Origin of the sequence: Paramicrobacterium agarici, assembly GCF_002563955.1 — a bacterium.
GTDB classification, from domain to species: Bacteria; Actinomycetota; Actinomycetes; order Actinomycetales; family Microbacteriaceae; genus Paramicrobacterium; species Paramicrobacterium agarici.
Genome location: NZ_PDJE01000001.1, coordinates 688,767 through 706,390, shown reverse-complemented (window position 1 = coordinate 706,390; position 17,624 = coordinate 688,767). Strand labels below are relative to the sequence as shown.

General features: G+C 66.4%; 17 protein-coding genes. 8 read left to right on the top strand and 9 right to left on the bottom strand.

Annotated features, from left to right (window positions below; all coding sequences use genetic code 11):
- Positions 1-102: 102 nt before the first annotated feature.
- Entirely contained in the window at positions 103-1,410 is a 1,308-nt protein-coding gene (locus ATJ78_RS03590) for a GNAT family N-acetyltransferase (protein WP_169923374.1), read from the top strand.
- A gap of 103 nt (positions 1,411-1,513) precedes the next feature.
- Here the strand turns inward: ATJ78_RS03590 and ATJ78_RS03585 are convergent, their stop codons facing one another.
- Complete coding sequence (locus ATJ78_RS03585; protein WP_098406347.1) at positions 1,514-1,798, bottom strand: SHOCT domain-containing protein; 285 nt, start codon at positions 1,796-1,798, stop codon at positions 1,514-1,516.
- Between the two features lie 158 nt (positions 1,799-1,956).
- Here ATJ78_RS03585 and ATJ78_RS03580 point away from each other — a divergent pair, with 158 nt between their 5' ends.
- The 5 genes from ATJ78_RS03580 (at position 1,957) to ATJ78_RS03560 (ending at position 6,646) form a co-directional block, all read left to right on the top strand.
- The gene (locus ATJ78_RS03580) at positions 1,957-3,366 is read left to right on the top strand and encodes an aldehyde dehydrogenase family protein (RefSeq protein WP_098406346.1); all 1,410 of its coding nucleotides are present in this window, start codon (positions 1,957-1,959) and stop codon (positions 3,364-3,366) included.
- Positions 3,367-3,537: 171 nt separating this feature from the next.
- Positions 3,538-4,518 carry an AraC-like ligand-binding domain-containing protein gene (locus tag ATJ78_RS03575; RefSeq protein WP_098406345.1) on the top strand — a complete coding sequence of 327 codons (981 nt, stop codon included), beginning with the start codon at positions 3,538-3,540 and terminating at the stop codon, positions 4,516-4,518.
- Positions 4,519-4,594: 76 nt separating this feature from the next.
- The gene (locus ATJ78_RS03570; RefSeq protein ID WP_098406344.1) at positions 4,595-5,011 is read left to right on the top strand and encodes a winged helix-turn-helix transcriptional regulator; all 417 of its coding nucleotides are present in this window, start codon (positions 4,595-4,597) and stop codon (positions 5,009-5,011) included.
- 1 nt (position 5,012) lies between these two features.
- The gene (locus ATJ78_RS03565; RefSeq protein ID WP_098406343.1) at positions 5,013-6,074 is read left to right on the top strand and encodes an LLM class flavin-dependent oxidoreductase; all 1,062 of its coding nucleotides are present in this window, start codon (positions 5,013-5,015) and stop codon (positions 6,072-6,074) included.
- The gene (locus ATJ78_RS03560; protein WP_098406342.1) at positions 6,071-6,646 is read left to right on the top strand and encodes an NAD(P)H-dependent oxidoreductase; all 576 of its coding nucleotides are present in this window, start codon (positions 6,071-6,073) and stop codon (positions 6,644-6,646) included. The genes ATJ78_RS03565 and ATJ78_RS03560 overlap by 4 nt, the downstream gene beginning before the upstream one ends.
- 13 nt (positions 6,647-6,659) lie before the next feature.
- Here ATJ78_RS03560 and ATJ78_RS03555 read toward each other — a convergent pair whose 3' ends face one another.
- The 6 genes from ATJ78_RS03555 to ATJ78_RS03530 all read right to left on the bottom strand — a co-directional run bounded on the left by ATJ78_RS03555 (position 6,660) and on the right by ATJ78_RS03530 (position 12,931).
- Positions 6,660-7,112, bottom strand: coding sequence for a GNAT family N-acetyltransferase (locus tag ATJ78_RS03555; RefSeq protein WP_098409185.1), 453 nt, complete (start codon positions 7,110-7,112; stop codon positions 6,660-6,662).
- 55 nt (positions 7,113-7,167) lie between these two features.
- A complete protein-coding gene (locus tag ATJ78_RS03550; RefSeq protein ID WP_098406341.1) occupies positions 7,168-7,443 on the bottom strand; it encodes a type II toxin-antitoxin system TacA family antitoxin in 276 nt (91 codons plus the stop codon).
- 230 nt (positions 7,444-7,673) lie between these two features.
- Positions 7,674-9,299 carry a xylulokinase gene (locus tag ATJ78_RS03545; RefSeq protein WP_098406340.1) on the bottom strand — a complete coding sequence of 542 codons (1,626 nt, stop codon included), beginning with the start codon at positions 9,297-9,299 and terminating at the stop codon, positions 7,674-7,676.
- Between the two features lie 26 nt (positions 9,300-9,325).
- Entirely contained in the window at positions 9,326-10,834 is a 1,509-nt protein-coding gene (gene araA, locus ATJ78_RS03540) for an L-arabinose isomerase (RefSeq protein WP_098406339.1), read from the bottom strand.
- Between the two features lie 3 nt (positions 10,835-10,837).
- On the bottom strand, positions 10,838-11,617 hold the full coding sequence (locus ATJ78_RS03535; protein WP_098406338.1) for an L-ribulose-5-phosphate 4-epimerase: 780 nt from the start codon (positions 11,615-11,617) through the stop codon (positions 10,838-10,840).
- Positions 11,618-11,830: 213 nt separating this feature from the next.
- Positions 11,831-12,931 carry a glutamate--cysteine ligase gene (locus ATJ78_RS03530; RefSeq protein ID WP_098406337.1) on the bottom strand — a complete coding sequence of 367 codons (1,101 nt, stop codon included), beginning with the start codon at positions 12,929-12,931 and terminating at the stop codon, positions 11,831-11,833.
- An 83-nt stretch (positions 12,932-13,014) separates the two neighbouring features.
- Between ATJ78_RS03530 and ATJ78_RS03525 the strand changes: the two genes are divergently transcribed.
- Positions 13,015-13,812: a class II glutamine amidotransferase gene (locus ATJ78_RS03525; RefSeq protein WP_143741366.1), complete on the top strand. Its 798-nt coding sequence runs from the start codon at positions 13,015-13,017 to the stop codon at positions 13,810-13,812.
- Here ATJ78_RS03525 and ATJ78_RS03520 read toward each other — a convergent pair.
- Positions 13,809-14,210: a ChaB family protein gene (locus tag ATJ78_RS03520; RefSeq protein ID WP_098409184.1), complete on the bottom strand. Its 402-nt coding sequence runs from the start codon at positions 14,208-14,210 to the stop codon at positions 13,809-13,811. The two genes, ATJ78_RS03525 and ATJ78_RS03520, sit on opposite strands and share 4 nt — an antisense overlap.
- Before the next feature lie 191 nt (positions 14,211-14,401).
- On the opposite strand from ATJ78_RS03520, the gene ATJ78_RS03515 reads away from it, so the two are divergent.
- Entirely contained in the window at positions 14,402-16,039 is a 1,638-nt protein-coding gene (locus ATJ78_RS03515) for a RecQ family ATP-dependent DNA helicase (protein ID WP_098406335.1), read from the top strand.
- An 8-nt stretch (positions 16,040-16,047) separates the two neighbouring features.
- On the opposite strand, the gene ATJ78_RS03510 is transcribed toward ATJ78_RS03515, so the two are convergent.
- Complete coding sequence (locus ATJ78_RS03510) at positions 16,048-17,550, bottom strand: APC family permease (protein WP_245836191.1); 1,503 nt, start codon at positions 17,548-17,550, stop codon at positions 16,048-16,050.
- Positions 17,551-17,624 lie beyond the last annotated feature (74 nt).

Below are 17,624 nucleotides of genomic sequence, written 5' to 3'. Positions count from 1 at the left end.
CCTTCGCTCCCGCATCCCAGCGCGGCCGCATCTGTTCCTCGCGGCGCTCACAGTGCTGAGCGTTCACGCGTGCACGTCACCGCGCGGCGCTAGGCTGTGCGAGTGGATTTCACCGACGCACCCATCGACCAGACTTCGGCAACGAACCTTGCGGAGCAGCAGCTGACACTCGCCCTCGTCGACACGGCGAACGATCGCGAGCGCTACGCGGCATGGCACAACGTCGTGAATCGCGGCTTCTACGGCGAGCGCGACGACGAGAAAGACGTCGAGTTTTTGCTGAACGCGGGCGCGTACCGGCGCACGACAGGGGTGTGGGATGCCGCCGAGGCCGGCGTTGATCCGGTCGCCACGGTGTCCACCTGGTCGACGCCCCTGAGCGTTCCGGGCGGCACCGTTCCGACGTGGGCAATCAGCGCCGTGACGGTGGCGCCGACGCATCGTCGCAGGGGCATCGCCCGCAACCTCATCGAAGCAGAGCTGCGCACCGCGGCCGCGTGCAACGTGCCTGTCGCCGCGCTGACAGCATCCGAGGCCACCATCTACGGCCGATTCGGCTTTGCCCCGGCCGCGCGCGTCTCGAAGATCACGATCGACACGAAGCGCGCGAGCTGGGCCGGACCGACGCCGACCGGTCGCGTGCGCTTCATCGAGCTCGACGAGCTGTTCGAGCAGGGCCCCGCGATCTTCGAGCGTGAGCGGCTGCAGCACCCGGGCGAGATCGAGCTGGGCGAGCTGCTGTGGTCGGGCACGATCGACTACCGCCCCGGCAAAGAAGACAAGGCGAAGGACATTCGCGCGATTCAGTACACGGGCGCCGCAGGCGAGGTGCAGGGAGTCGCCGCGTACCGCGTCAAGGAGGGCTCCGACGACAAGCTGACTGCGTCGGTACTGCACCTCGCGGCGGCGACCGACGATGCGTACGCGGCGCTGTGGCGGTTCCTGCTCGAGCTCGACCTCGTTCGCGTGCTCGAGGCAGACTTGCGCTCGACAGACGAGCCCGTGCTGTGGCAGCTGAGCGACGTGCGTGCGGCGAAGGTCGCGCCGTACGACCACCTGTGGCTGCGCATCATCGACCCGATCGCGGCGCTCGAGGCGCGGTCGTATTCACGGCCGGTGCGCCTCGTGCTCGACGTCGTCGACCCGCTGGAGTTCGCGCAAGGGCGCTTTCTGCTTGAGGTGAACGATGCGGGCTCAGCATCCGTCTCGCATCTCACCGAAAATGCACCAGCGGATGCTGGTCACCTGGCGTTGAGCGAGCGCGATCTCGCGCAGATCTACGTGGGCGGCGCCTCCGCGACGGCGCTGCATCGCGCGGGGCGCATCACGGAGCTGACGGATGGCGCCGTGGCTCACCTCGATGCGGCGTTCCACAGTCCCGTCGCGCCACGGCTCGGCATCTGGTTCTGACGCTCAGCCCCGCCGCTCGCGGCGCCGCAACAGCGCCATTCTGCTCGAGCCGCTCACGCAGGAGTAGCGCCGCCACGCAGACGCCCCTCGAGGAGCAGTCGAGCTAGAGCTCCCGCAGAATCTGCTCGCGCTTCTGCGCATACTCGACATCAGAGACGACGCCGCGCTGCCGCAGGTCGTCGAGCTCGGCAAGACGCTGCTCGGTCGTGCGCACAGGCGGCGCAGGATGTTGACGGGCTGCCGTTCCACTCAGCGTCGGCGGCGGCATCGGTGCCGACCGCCGTCTCGACACAAGAAGCGCGACGACGACCGCGGCAATGACAGCGATGATGACGAGCATGACGGCAACAATGATCATGAGATGCCAGCCGCTGAGGTTTCCGAGCATCGAGCATCCTTCCGCAGAGGGTTCCACGGTAACGCACAGCGCGCCTGCACTGTCGGCAGAGTCTGCGCGCTGAAGCAAGCGCACTGCCCGGCCAGACAACTCGGCAGCGCGCCGTCGCCATACGGTGGGGACAGCACCCGACTCGACGTGGAGGAGCCATGACCACCTTCGACAGCCTTCTGGCCGACATCGCCCCCGACACAGGCGAGAGCCGCGAGATCTCGAACCCGGCGACAGGCGAGGTGGTGGGGCGCGCTCCCGTGCACACCGTCGACGACCTCGACGCGGCTGTCGCCACGGCACGCGCCGCGCAACCGGGCTGGGCGGCACTCGGGCACGCGAAGCGCAGCGAACTCATGCTGGCCGCCGCCGACGCGATCGATGCCTCGGCCGAAGCTCTCGCGCAGCTGCTCACGCGCGAGCAGGGCAAGCCGCTCAACGGTCCGAACGCGCGGTTCGAAGTGGGCGGCGCCTCGGCATGGCTGCGTGCCGCAGCATCCACTCCCCTCGAGGCCGAAACCGTGATCGACGACGGCGAGAGCCACGCCGTGCTGCACTACCGCCCCATCGGCGTTGTCGGCGCGATCGGGCCGTGGAACTGGCCCATGATGATCTCGGTGTGGCAGTTTGCGCCCGCGCTGCGCATGGGAAACACCGTCGTCGTGAAGCCCAGCGAGTACACGCCGCTGAGCGTGCTGGCGCTCGTCTCGGTCATCAACTCGGTGCTGCCCGAGGGCGTGCTGCAGGTGGTCACCGGTGATCGCGAGGTCGGAGCGCGCCTGTCGAGCCACCCCGACATCGACAAGGTGATGTTCACCGGATCGACGGCGACAGGAAAGGCGATCATCCGCAGTTCGGCCGACACGGTCAAGCGTCTGACGCTGGAGCTCGGCGGCAACGACGCAGGGCTCGTGCTGCCCGACGTCGACCCCGCCGCGATCGCGCAGGACCTCTTCTGGGGCGCGTTCATCAACACAGGCCAAACGTGCGCGGCGATGAAGCGCCTCTACGTGCACGACAGCGTGTATGACGCGGTTGTCGACGAGCTCGCCGCCGTCGCGGCATCCATGCCCATGGGCGTCGGAACCGACGAGAACAACGTGCTCGGGCCGCTGCAGAACAAGGCGCAGTTCGACATCGTGGCGCGGCTCGTCGAGTCGGCGAAGGCGTCGGGTGCGCGGGTGGTGATGGGTGGCAATCCGGATGCTGAGCAGCCGGGCTACTTCTACCCGACAACGCTCGTGGCTGACATCGACAACGACAACGATCTCGTGCAGCACGAGCAGTTCGGTCCGGCGCTGCCGATCATTCGGTACAGCGACGTGGACGAGGCTGTCGCCATGGCGAACGGTCTCGACGTCGGCCTCGGCGCGTCTGTGTGGTCGGGGGATCGGGATGCCGCTCGCGATGTGGCTGCGCGCATCGAGGCCGGCACCGTGTGGATCAACTCGCACGGCGGCGTGCATCCGATGATTCCGTTCGGCGGTGTCAAGCAGTCGGGCTACGGTCTCGAATTCGGCGTCGAGGGCTTGAAGGCACTGGGCGTGCCGCAGGTGATCAACGGCTGACGTTCCCGCACTCGCCGTCCGCGACGCTGCCGATTCCAGCGCCGCGGACGGCGTTCGCCTGTCTGGGGCCGCCGATGCGGAGAGCTCTGGACTTCTGCACGCACCGGGCTAAAATTGCACAAACGGATTATTTGCGATGGCGCCCGATCCGTGCCCGATAGGTGGTCAACGATGTCACTCCCGAAGCCCCAGGTGTCTGCCCCTCCCACAGCCCAGGCGCCGGACTCCGCGCGCCCACTCAACTTCGCCGAGTTCAGCCACGCTGTCTCACAATCGTTCGTTCCGCTGCGCGTGACCGCGCCGGCGCATCGCGGTTTCCGCGGCGCAATCGCTGCCGTCGAGCGTGACGGCGTGCACGCGTCGATCGTCGAAGCCGGCAAGCACGCCGTTGAGCGCACCCCGGAACTCATCGCGCGCGGCGATGCTCCGTACTTCAAGCTGAGCGTGCAACTGAGCGGAACAGGGATGCTGGTGCAAGACGGCCGCGAAGCGCTGCTGAGTCCCGGCGACATCGCCATCTACTCAACCGAGCGCCCGTATGTTCTCGAGTTCAACCGGGAGTTCAGCACGCTCGTGCTCATGTTCGACCACGACGCACTCGGCATCGCGCCGGACACCCTCTCGCAGATGACCGCCGTGTGCATGCGCCACGATTCTGCGCTGACGCGCGTGATCACGCCGTTCCTGACCGGTCTCGCCGCCAACCTCGACGTGCTGAACGGACCCGCTGGCACCCGGCTCGCGCGAGCAGCGGTCGATCTCACCACGACGCTGTACGCCGCAGAGCTCGGCTCCACAGCATCCGCTTCGCCCAAAGCCGCCCTCACCTCGTCGATCATGCGGTACATCGATGAGAACCTGGCGTCGACCACGCTTGATCCGCAAAGCATCGCGGCCGCGAACCACGTGTCGGTGCGGTACCTGCACGCCCTGTTCAGCGAACAGGGAACCACGGTGTCGACCTGGGTGCGGCAGCGCAGGCTCGAGAACTGCCGACGGGACCTCACCGCTCCTGAGTTCGCCGACCTGCCGGTTGCGGCGATTGCCGCGCGGTGGGGGTTCATCGATGCAGCGCACTTCAGCCGGGCATTCAAGGCGAGTTTCGGGTGCCCGCCCAGTGAGCTGCGGCGCCAGGTGCTCGACGCCGCCTGACAGAGATCCCAGGTGCCGGGAATATCCACCACACTCACTTTGCTATCTGTAGGGACTACAGAAAGTGGAGTGAGAAATGACTGACCGCACGTCATCGAGATCCGACCTCCCGATCGAGGAGGCCGTTGGCGGCGCATGTCCCTCGTTCGTCACGGCTATGGACATCATCGGCCGACGATGGACAGGGATCATCATCGAGGCGATCGGTCGCGATTGCACCGGGTTTGCCGAGATCAGCCGCTTCGTCGGACACATCGGCGACACGATGCTCGCGAAGAGACTGCGCGAACTCGAGACCGACGGACTCGTGGAGCGCACGGTCGTCGACACGCGCCCGCTGCGGGTGCGATACACGCTCACGATCGCTGGTCTCGCTCTCCTGCCGATCCTTGAAGACATCACGAGCTGGGGTCACGCCTACGGAGCGACCGAGAACCCGACGGGCACGAGCGACACGCATGAACGCGACACACGAACGACGGAAGAGAACTGACATGGCCTTCGAAATCGGCGTCCTCACCTTCGGGGAACTCACGAGTGACCTGAGCACGGGGGCGATGCCCTCACCGGCCGAGCGCATGATGCAGACCCTGGAGCAAGCGCGCGTTGCCGAACAATCCGGACTCGACGTCTTCGGCGTCGGCGAGCACCACCGCTCGGACTTCGTCGCTTCGGCTCCGCAGATGATCCTCTCGGCGATCGCCACGCAGACCAGCAGAATCCATCTCACGAGCGGGGTCACCGTGCTCAGCTCCGACGACCCGGTGCGCGTCTTCGAGAACTTCGCGACACTCGATCTGCTCTCGGGCGGGCGCGCTGAGATCATCGCGGGCCGAGGCTCATACACGGAGTCGTTCCCGCTGTTCGGCTACGACCTCGCCGACTACTCAGATCTCTTCCGCGAGAAGCTCGATGCGCTGCTGGCGATCCGCGCGAACAACCCGGTCACGTGGAACGAAGGCACGCTTCGAGCCCCGCTCATCAACGCAGACGTGGCGCCGCGCCCGATCGGCGACCTCCCTATCTGGGTGGGCGTTGGCGGCACTCCAGCATCGGCGATCCGCACCGGTCAGCTCGGCCTCCCGATGGCGCTTGCTCTTCTGCTCGGGCCGATCACCGGCATGCAGCAGGCTGCCGCCCTGTATCGACAGGCTGCGGAAGCATCCGGACACGGTCTGGAATCTCAGCGGATGAGCATCAATCTCCACGGCTACGTCGGTGACACCAGTCAGGGTGCTCGCGACACGATGTACCCCTACTTCGCCCGCGGCATGCAAGAGAACAACCACCAGCGGGGCGAAGGGTTCACGATTCCCCGCAACGCCTTTGACGCGCAGGCCAGCGCGGGAGGTGCGCTGCTTGCGGGCAGCGTGAACGAGGTGATCGACAAGATCCTCGCCTACCACGACATCTACGGCATTGACAGGATCATCGTGCAGATGGGCTTCGGCGGCCTGCCGCAGCCGGAGCACCTGCGGGCGATCGAGCTGCTCGGCACCGAGGTGGCGCCCGTGGTGAGGCGTGAGATCGCATCGCGTGAGGAGGTCGCCGCGTGAGCAGCGTCCTCAATGTCGTCATTGTCAACGGCAGCCCGACCGAGCGGTCGAAAACGATGGGCCTGACGGATCTCGTCACGTCATCGCTCGCCGAGAAGCTCCCGATCACGACGACTCGGATCGACGTCTACCGGCTCGGGCCTGGCTTCACGAGCGCCGTAATGCGCGACGACGTCACGGCAGACGTCGAGGAGGCCCTCGCGACGGCCGAGAGCGCCGACGTGCTCATTGCGGCCGCGCCCGTCTTTCGCGCGTCGTACCCGGGAATGTTCAAGCATTTCTTCGACCTCATCGAGCAGTACGCGCTCGCGAATAAGCCGGTCATTCTCGTCGCGACCGGCGGCAGCGACCGCCACGCGCTCGTGATCGAGCACGTGCTTCGCCCGCTCTTCGGGTTCTTCCAGGCGGCAACGGCACCCGTCGGCTTCTACGCGAACGCGGGCGACTTCGACGGAACCCTCGTGCTGAACAACGAGGTGTACAGCCGCATCGAGGTGGGCATCGGCGATATTCTGCCGCAGCTCAAAGCGCAAGCCGACTCTGCGAGCACTACTTCCGTGAGCCGCACATGATGGCACGCCGCATTCAGCCAAGGGCCGCCTCAATATCTGAAATCTTCTGCACCAGGCGCATGCTCGTGGGAATGCGGCGAAAGCCGAGTTGCTCGTAGAACTGCGCGGCGTTCTCGTCGAGGGCGTCCACGACGACAAGACGCGCAGCGACGACCTTCGTTGCCACGACAACACGCTCAAGAGCATCGGCGACGAGCGCGGCGCCGAGACCCTTGCCCTGCAGGTCAACGGAAAGCGCCAGGCGGGCCAGCAGCACAGTAGGAATCTCGGCGGGTCCGCCTCGCCCGATCCGTGTCGGCACGTGCTCACGCTGCACTTTGTGGGCGGCGAGCGCGTAGTACCCGACAACGTCTCCGCCACGAGTAGCCCACACCCACGTTCGCGCGGTTCGTCTCGCGTCCGCGCTCCCTGCCTGTTCCCTCAACCAGGCGTCGAGGTTATCGACACCGCACGAGAATGTGGACACATCATGCTTTCTCGGGTCGAAGCGCTCTGAGAAAAACCCCTGTGGCCCGCCTGTATCAGGCACGCGTAACGCTCGCACGCAACCGCTGTCCGGCCTCCACCAGAGCAGGATTGGCAATCGCGGGTGCGTCGAGCGCCGCCATCAGATCGTCAAAGAAGGCGTCGGGCACGACAGTCACCATGTCGTGTTCACGCAACACGCGGTCAGCGCGTGCCTCCGCAGCCGAGCGCGCGAATGCAGTCACAGGCTCGCCGACAAGATCTGCCGCGCGCTGGATCGTTGCTTTGACCTGCGCGCTCACGCGGAACTCAAGACGCTCTGTCGCTGCCATAACAGCCCTCCGTACGGTACGGACAATTGTACGGCAGATGCGACGTCTCGTCGAGTTAACTAAGTGCCATGAGGTCGGGGCGCTGTGACAAAGAGGCATAACAGCACTGTGCCCGGCGATGGAGCATAACGCCTTCGAGCACGACGACGTGTGGACAACTGCGGCTCACTCGTGGGGTGTGGAGGGCTATGACGAACCTGTTCGCGACACGCCCGCTGCGAGAGACACCGCTAGCGGAGCGTCTCTCCCGCCAGACGCTCCACCGCGAGACCGGCACGGTAGTGCTCGAGCCAGTCGGCGTAGCCACGCACACCCTCGGAATCCGGCTGCGCCGTCACGAACTCGGTGCCGGTGAACACCACGTCGGCGAGGTAGTCAGCGAGCGTCAGATCAGAACCGGATGCTGTCGCCTGACGCGCCGCGAACGTCGCGAGGAGCGCCATTCCCCACGCGCCGCCTTCACCCGCCGCATTGCTCACGGAGACCGGCGTCTCGAGAGCGTCCGCGAGCACCTGCTGCGCAACCCCCGCGGTTCGGAAGATGCCGCCGTGCCCGAACAGCTCGTCGAGCGCGACCTTCTCGTCGCGCAGAAGCACCTGCATGCCCGTCGCGAGCGCGCCGAACGCCGAGTAGAGGTGCGTGCGCATCAGGTTCGCGAGCGTGAAGTCGGCGTTCTGAGCGCGCACGAACAGCGGCCTCCCACTGGCAACGCCCGTCTGGTGCTCGCCCGACAGGTAGTTGTACGCAAGCAGCCCTCCGCCGTCGGCGGCTCCCGTCATGCCGTGCCTGTAAAGCAGCCGATACAGCTCCGTCTCGTCGAGCTGAGCACCGATCAGTCGCCCGAACTCACCGAACATCTGCATCCACGCATCGAGATCTCCCGTGCAGTTGTTCGTGTGGATCATCGCGACGGGGTCGCCCGCGGGCGTCGTCACGAGATCGATCTCTTCGCGCACTCCCGTCAGCGCCTTCTCGAGCACGACCATCGCGAATGCACTCGTTCCCGCGCTCACGTTGCCCGTACGCGGCCGCACGCTGTTCGTCGCGACCATGCCCGTGCCAGCGTCGCCCTCCGGCGGCGCCATGACCGCTCCGGGCTGCAGCGTGCCCGTCGGGTCGAGCAGGGCAGCGCCAGCGGCGGTGAGCTCACCAGCATCCTGCCCCGCGCTGAGCACCTGGGGGAGGATGCCGCCGAGCGACCACGGCACATCGGCAACGACCTCGAGCGCACCGAACGCGTCGAGCTTCGCGGCATCGTACCCGCCGGTCGCCGCGTCGATCGGAAAGACGCCGCTCGCATCGCCGACGCCGAGCACCCGACGCCCGCTGAGCTTCCAGTGAACGTACCCCGCAAGAGTCGTGAGCTGCTCGATGCGCGCGACGTGCTCTTCGCCGCGGAGCACGGCGTGCAGCAGGTGCGAGATGCTCCACCGCAGTGGAATGTTCTGCCCGAATGCCTCGGTCAGCTGCGCGGCCGCCTCTGTTGTGTAGGTGTTGCGCCAGGTGCGGAACGGCACGAGCGGCTCGCCCTCGCTGTCGAACACGAGGTAGCCGTGCATCATCGCCGAAACTCCGAGGCCGGAGACGCGCGTCAGGTCGGTGCCCCAGCGGTCGCGCACATCGCGATGCAGGTCGGCGATGCAGTCGCGCAGGCCCGCCCAGACAGCATCCAGCGAATACGTCCAGTTGTCATCGACGAGTTCGTTCTCCCATGCGTGCGCGCCCGCGGCGAGCGCGACGCCCGCCTCATCGATCAGGCACGCCTTGATGCGCGTTGACCCGAGCTCGATTCCGAGACTCGCGCGCCCCTGGGCGATGGCCTCGGCGCCTGTCGACGGTGACGCTGTCGTCGTCATGCTGCTTCCCTTCGGCGACGCCGCTGTCAGAGACCCTGTGCCATGCGGTAGTACACCTGGCCGAGGCGCAGCTCGTTGGCGAAGCCGCGCGTCGTGGTGCCCTCGTCGATGACCGCGAGCTCCATCTGGGCGATCTCGGCGAAGTCCTCGAACACCTCGAGGTGCAGCGCCGACGTCATGACCGTGTGGTGCGCGGCGCCCGCGGTGAGCCAGCAGGATGCTGACGTCGCGAAGTCCGGCTTGGGCTCCCACACCGCGCACGCGACGGGAAGATTCGGCAGCTCTTCGTCGGGCTCGACGACCGTGACAGGGTTGGCGACGAGGCGGAACCGCTCGCGCATGTCGGACATCGCGACAACGATGCCGTCGCCGGGGTCGGCCGTGAAGCGCAGGCGCACCGGGTCTTCGCGATCGCCGATGCCGAGCGGGTGGATCTCGAGGCTCGGCTTCGCCGTCGTGAGCGAGGGGCAGACCTCGAGCATGTGCGCCCCGAGGATCTTCTCTTTGCCCGGCGTGAGCTCGTAGGTGTAGTCCTCCATGAGCGATGCGCCGCCGGGCAGCCCGTAGCCCATGACCTTCGCGAGGCGCACGAGGATCGCGGTCTTCCAGTCGCCTTCGGCGCCGAAGCCGTACCCGTCGGCCATGAGCCGCTGCACGGCGAGGCCCGGTAGCTGCCGCAGCCCGCCGAGGTCTTCGAAGTTCGTCGTGAACGCCCCGAAGCCGCCCTGCTCAAGGAACGACCGCAGGCCAAGCTCCTGCCGGGCGCCGTAGCGCAGCGCGTCGCGCCGCGCGCCGCCCGGCTGCAGCTCGGGGGCGACGTCGTACAGCTCGTCGTACTCGGCGACGAGCGCCTCGACAGCATCCTCGGTGACCGCATCGACGGCCGCGACGAGATCGTTGACGCCCCACGTATTCACCGAAACGCCGAGTCGCAGCTCCGCCTCGGTCTTGTCGCCCTCGGTGACCGCGACGTTGCGCATGTTGTCGCCGAACCGCGCAAGGCGAAGCTCGTGCAGCTCGGCCCAGCCGGTGACCGCGCGGGCCCAACGACCGACGCGCTCGCCCACGGCATCGCTCGAGGCGTGGCCGACGACGGTTGTGCGCGCGACGCCGAGCCGCGTCGCGATGTAACCGAACTCGCGGTCGCCGTGCGCCGCCTGGTTGAGATTCATGAAGTCCATGTCGATGGTGCTCCACGGCAGTTCGACGTTCGCCTGCGTGTGCAGGTGCAGCAGCGGCTTCTGCAGCGCGTCGAGTCCGAGAATCCACATCTTCGCGGGCGAGAAGGTATGCATCCACACGATGACGCCGACACATGCGTCGTCGGCGTTCGCGGCGAGGGCCGTGCGCTTAATGGCGTCGCGATCGGTCAGCACGGGCTTCCACACGACTCTCACGGGGATGCTGTCGGCATCGTCGAGCAGCGACGCGACCTGCTGCGACTGCTCGGCAACCTGGTCGAGAGTCTCGGGGCCGTAGAGTCCCTGGCTTCCCGTGAGAAACCAGATCTCGCGACGTTCAAAGGGGTTCTGCATTGCTCATGCCTCCTGTGGCGATGCTGCTGACGCGGACGATGCTGCGGAGCCGGGCTGCGCTGCAGAATCGGATGACGTCGCGCCCTGCCCGTAGACGTTCTGGTAGCGGTCGAAGAGCGAATCGACGATCTCCGCTGGAATCGCGATGGGGTCACCGAGCTGGGTGGCGACGTGCACGGTGCGCGCTACCTCTTCGCACATGACGGCGGCCTTCACGGCATCCTTCGCATCTTTCCCGATCGTGAAGGGACCGTGGTTCTGCATAAGAACGGCCCGCGACCGCGAATGCCGGAGCGTCTCGACGATGCCCCGGCCGATCGAGTCGTCGCCGATGATCGCGAACGGTCCGACCGGGATGGGGCCGCCGAATTCGTCGCCCATCATGGTGAGCACGCACGGGATCTCTTCACCGCGCGCGGCCCACGCTGTGGCGTACGTCGAGTGCGTGTGCACGACGCCGCCGACCTCGGGCATGTGGCGGTACACGTAGGCGTGCGCCGCTGTATCTGACGAGGGGGTCAGGCTGTCGGCAGTGCCGTCGACGATCTTCGCACCGTCGAGCGTGCACACGACCATAAGCTCCGGCGACAGCTCGTCGTACGAGACACCCGAGGGTTTGATGACGAACAGGTCCTGCCCCGGCACGCGTTCCGAGACGTTGCCCGCCGTCCACACGACGAGCTGGTTGCGCGGAAGCTCCGCGTGAAGGTCGCTGACGCGCTGGCGCGTGCGCGCGACAGCATCCTGAACCTCGGGGGCCAGCTGATCGAGAACGATCGTCATCTCAGAACTCCTTCGTGTCAGATGACACAGCGACTGCCAGGCGAAAAGCCGGCGAGTACCCGCGCCGCTGCCGTTCGGCACCATCCATGTGAACGGTAACATACTGGCTCGCGCGAGTCCACGCGACGGCTTCAGCGATTCAAAACACGCACGAGGATGCTGCCGCGCCCCGTGAGCGACAGCATCCTCTCTCCCCCCATCCGACCGGCCGCGCTACTCGTCTTGCGCGGCCGTGACCCGAGCGAGGTAGGCGATGACGTCGCTCAGGCGACCGGTTTTCTCCAATGACGCACGCTGCCGGTCGGCGCCTGTTCCTCCCTGAAAGAGGCGGTCGATCCCAGCGTCGACCCGCTCCTCGTCGCCGTTGGCTCGCAGTGCGGGGCGCAGGGTGTCGACGAACTCCGTGATCACGTCGCGCGCGGGCCGCGGCTCCATCGTCGTCGGGTCGAGCAGGTCCCCGCTGAGCCCGAAGCGACCAGCCTGCCAATTGGCGAGCCGAATGACCGACGTCGGAATCTCAGCAGGCGGCTCGCCGTCGGCCCACTCGCGCGCCGCTGTGTCGACGAGGCCCCGAGCGAGGGCGGCAATGAGAACAGTGTCGCGCACGTCGGAGCAGACGTCGGCGACCCTAATCTCCACGGTCGGGTAGCGACTTGAGAGGCGGGAGTCGAAGTACACCATGCCCTCGTCGAGCATGACGCCCGTGCCGAGCATTGTGTCGATGAGTGCGTGGTATTGCCCGGCCGATCGATAGAGATCTTGAGGACCAGACGTCGGCCAACGCAGAATCGCCTGCGAGCGAAAGCTCGCATACCCGCTGTCGACGCCGTTCCAGAATGGAGAGTTGGCACTGAGCGCTGTGAGCAGGCCCGTGCGATGTCGGATGCGGTCGAGCACGCCGACGCCTTCATCGTCGGACTCTACCGACACGTGCACGTGGCACGCGCACAGCAGCTGCTCTCGAGCCGTCAGCCCGATGTGCTCGATGATACGCAGGTAACGTGGATCGAGATCGACCTTCGGCTCGGCCGCAACCGGCGATGTGCCTGCGGCGATCACGCGGGCGCCGGCGCGCCGCGCGCCTGCAATCGCCGTGCGGCGCCACTCGCGCACGTCGTCGTCGAGTTCCTCCATGCCCGATCGCGGTGGCGTATCTGTCTCCACTTGCTGCTGCTGCAGCTCGTGATCGAGTGAGCCGCCCTCTTCACCCTTCGTGGCGTCGGCCCTTTCGATCGCTCGCGACGCGACCGAGCGCGGAATTCCCGATTCGGCGTTCACCAGCAAGAGCTCTTCTTCAACCCCGACAGTACGCATATCTTCACGGTGCCAGTCAACGGGTTGTCTGCAAACGGGCTTGGCGAGAGGCTCGAAACACGATATGGGAAAGGTGGGTGACGATGTGTCGCTTGTTCGGATACGTATCTGCCGCACCAACAGCGGTCGTTGATGAACTGGGTGAGGAGGCGTTCGACGAGTTCACGGCGCTGACCCGCGTGCATGGAGACGGCTGGGGCATGGCCTGGCACGACGCCGACGGCTCGACAAAGACGGCGCGTTCTCCGCTAGCCGCCGACGTCGACCCGGAGTATGCGCGGCTTGCCGCTCAGCCACTGGGCACGGCGGGAATCGTGCATCTTCGCTGGGCAACAGGCGGACTCCCCGTGAGCCCCGAGAACACGCATCCGTTCGTCGACGGAAATTTCGCCTTCGGGCACAACGGCCACGTCGGGCCGATGGACCGCCTTGAAGCGCTGCTCACGCCAGAGTCCCTCGAGAAGCTGCGCGGCGACACCGACAGCGAGCGCTACTTTCGCCTCATCATGCAGTGCATCGACGAGACCGGCGACGAGGCAGAGGGCGTCTCAAAGGCTTTGAGGATGCTGATGAGCGAATTCCCGAACGACAGTCTCAATGCGCTGCTGCTCACGCCGGCGCACCTGTTCGCCGTGCACGTGAACAGCCGCGCGGACTCGCCGAAGGAGGGGCTGCGTGCGCTGTTCGAGTCGCCCGACGCGATTCCGGCGCGCCACGAGAACGAGTACTACGCCATGGACTATCAGGCGACCGACTCGTGCATGCAGGTCATCTCGAGCGGCGTCGACACGCAGGGCTGGACGCCCGTTCCGCCAGATACGGCGGCCATGATCGACATCGAGACGCGCGAGCTGACGCGCCTCGAGCTGCTTCCGGCCTAGTCGTTCTCGCGTGAGTCGCGCGTCTCGCGCTTGTTGGCCTTGTCGATCGCGTCAACGAGCTCGTCTTTGTCCATGGTGCTTCGGCCGCTGATGTCGAGCTTCTGGGCGACGTCGTAGAGGTGCTCCTTCGACGCGTTCGCGTCGACGCCTCCGTGGGACTCTCCGCCCGAGCCGCGGCCGCCCTCTGCCTTGCTGTCGCTGGGGCCGGAGTCTTCCTTCTTCTCCCAGTGGTCGCCGACCTTCTCGTACTCGTGCTTGAGAGCCGCGTATGCGGTGCGGTGGGCGCGTTCGCCCTCGCCGTACTCGTCAACGGCAGAATCGTGCGCCTTCGACCAGATCTCCTGCGCGTGCTTGGGCGAACGCTTGATCGTGTCGGGCATTTCCTCCGATGCGGGCATGAGCACTCCTTTCTCGTAAGCGGTCGTCCATCACCGCTCGGGATAAGACTACGAATGCTCCCAACAACGCGCGACCCCCTTGCGCTTGTGCGCGCTATCACGAACACCGACGCGTGCCAACCGGTGGCGCCGGGCGCAAAAGCGCCCTTGACTGGATGCAACGGCCCCGGGTGGCAATGCGAAAGGATGCAATGAGCTCGAGCGATCTGCGTCGACGCGCGCGACGCGTGGCAGCCGAATCATTTGGATGGGACGAGCTGCGACACGGGCAAGAAGACGCGATCGCGGCAGTCGTCGACGGCACCGACACGCTCTGCGTCATGCCGACGGCATATGGCAAGTCGGCGATCTACCAGGTGGCCGGCATGCTGATCGCCGGAGCGACCGTTGTCGTCTCGCCGCTCATTGCGTTGCAGCGCGACCAGATGACGGGCATCGCGCAATCACCAGGCGAGGTGGATGCTGTCGCGGTGAACTCCGCGCAGAGCGACGGGCGCAACGAAGATGCCTGGGCGTCGCTCGCGGTCGCCGAGTCCGAGTTCATCTTTCTCTCTCCCGAGCAGCTCGCGAAGCCCGACGTCATGCGCCGGCTCGGCGAGATCGGCATCTCGCTGTTCGCCGTCGATGAAGCGCACTGCATCTCAGCGTGGGGGCACGATTTTCGCCCCGACTATCTGCGACTCGGCGCCGTGATCGAGCAGCTCGGCCACCCCGTCACTGTCGCGCTCACGGCCACCGGTGCGCTCCCGGTGCGCCAAGAGATCGTGGAGCGGCTCGGCATGCGCGAGCCCCTCGTGCTCACACGAGGCTTCGATCGACCGAACATCGCTCTGAGCGTCGCACGCTACGAATCAGAAGACGAGAAGCGCGACGCTGTCATCGACAGCATCCGGAATCTCGACATGCCCGGTATTCTGTACGTCGGCACACGGAGAACCGCCACCGAGTATGCGGATGCTCTCGCCGAACACGGGCTGCGTACGGCGGCGTACCACGCGGGCCTGCCCGCGGCGGAGCGCAAGCGCGTGCACGAGGCGTTCCATGCCGACGAGCTCGACGTCGTGGCCGCAACGAATGCTTTCGGCATGGGCATCGACAAGCCGAACGTGCGCTTCGTGCACCACGCGGCGATCACGGCGTCGCTCGACAGCTACTACCAGGAGATCGGCCGCGCGGGCCGTGACGGCGAACCCGCTGACGCGCGGCTGCACTATCGCGCAGAAGATCTGGGGCTTCGCGCGTACTTCACGGCGAAGCATGCTGATCTCGACGTCGCCGAGGCCGTTGTGACCGCGTTGCGTCACGCCGATGGTCCGGTTCGAACCGCGGAGCTCGCGCGCGTTGTCGGTGCATCAACGCGCAAGGTGGGCGGTATCGTCGGACTGCTGCACGACGCTGCCGTGCTCGAGAGAGCGCACGGCAGCATCCGCATTTCTGACTCCTTCACGGGAAGCGCGCGGGATGGAGCGGAGCGGGCCGAGGAACAGTCAGAGATGCGCGAGCGGATCGCCGAATCGCGCCTCGAGATGATGAGAGGCTACGCCGAGACGACAGGATGCCGCCGTCAGTTTCTGCTCGCGTATTTCGGTGAGCGCCTTGACGAACCGTGCGGCAACTGCGACACCTGCCGCGCGGGAACAGCGGAGCAGTCGGAACACGTCGCGGGCGATCCCTTTGCCGAGAACACGCGGGTTCGGCACGGCGAGTGGGGCGAGGGCACGGTCATGAGCACCAAAGACGATCGCATCACGGTGTTCTTCGAGAACGAGGGCTATCGCGTGCTCGCCCGGTCGGCGATCGACGAGAACGACCTGCTCGACACGATCTGACTCGATGCTCAGGGCTGAGCGTCGAGCACTTCCGCGTCGGGGAGCGGGTCGGGAGCGCCCCGGCCGATGTTCTCGTACACCTCGGGTCTGCTCGACTTGAGAGCGATGCCCCACCCGATGCCGATGATGCCGGGCACGACGACCAGCAGCGGCAGCACGAAGGTGAGCGCGTTGGTTTCGGCCTGTCCCATGAGCACGTTGAAATTCGCGACGATCAGAACGTATACCGTCGCGAGGAACAGGAACGCGATGATCGGGCTCACGAGCGTGGTCCACGGCCCCGCGTCGTTCGGGTTGCCGCGGAAGTACCCGATCACCGAGAGCGCAATGACCGCCATCAGCAGAACGAGGCCCATCGCGCCGGTGTTCGTGAGCCACGTGAAGAGCGTGATCACGGGGTAGAGCGGCCCCAGTTCAGAGCCGATGCCGCCGATCGCAAACAGCACAACGACGACGAGCGCCAGAACTGTCTGCGCCACGGACCCCGCCCACGGTGCGCCGCTGCGGCTCACGCGCGCGAGCCCGCGGGGAAGCAGCTGCTCACGGCCGAGAGAGAAGACGTAGCGGGCGACAGCATTGTGAAAGCTGACGACGGCGGCGAAGACGCTCGTGATGAACAGCACAGACATGATGTCGACGACGATCACACCCAAGTGCGTCGCGGCGAAGTTGAAGAACAGTGGCGGTCCCGCCTCTTCGGGGCTGATGCCGGCCGACGTGATCTTCTCCGTTCCGATCGCGAGCGACAGCGCCCACGACGAGAGCGCGTAGAAGACGCCGATGATGCCGACGGCCGTGAACGTTGCTCGTGTCACGGTGCGCTTCGGGTCCTTCGCCTCTTCGCCGTAGATCGCGGCCTGCTCGAAGCCCATGAACGCGGCGACGCCGAACGCGAGCACAGCGCCGATCGCCGGCGTGAAGATCTCGGTCGGAGAGATCGGCTGCGCCGTGAACGACTCCGTCGGGTTCGCGAACGCCGCGACGTCAAAGACGATCACCACGAGAAACTCGAGGGCGACGAGCACGCCGAGCACCTTGGCCGACAGGTCGATGCGGTTCACGCCCATCCAGCCGACGATGCCGATGCACACGATGACGACGAGCCACCAGGGAATGGTGACGCCGAACATCGAGCTGACGAAGTCGGAGACCTGAAAGCCGAGCATGCCGTAGATGCCGATCTGCATGCAGTTGTAGGCGATCAGCGCCACGAGCGAGACACCGACGCCGACGGGGCGTCCGAGCCCTTGAGCGGCGTAGGCGTAGAACGCTCCGGCGTTGGTGATGTGACGGCTCATGGCCGCGTACCCGACGGCGAAGATGCCGAGGGCGATCGCGAGCACGATGTACCCGATGGGAACGGCGAGCGAACCCGTCACGGAGAACGCTGTGGTCGCGCCGCCCGCGACGACCGTGAGCGGTGCCGAGGCGGCGATGATCATGAGGGTGATGGCGGGCACACCGAGTCGACGCGCAGGGGCTGTGTCTGTCGCCGCGACATTGCGAGACATGGGAATCCTTTCCAGGGGCGGATAGGGACGTTCTGTGCCTCATCGTTCCAGCGGTGCACGGCGACGGGTAGACC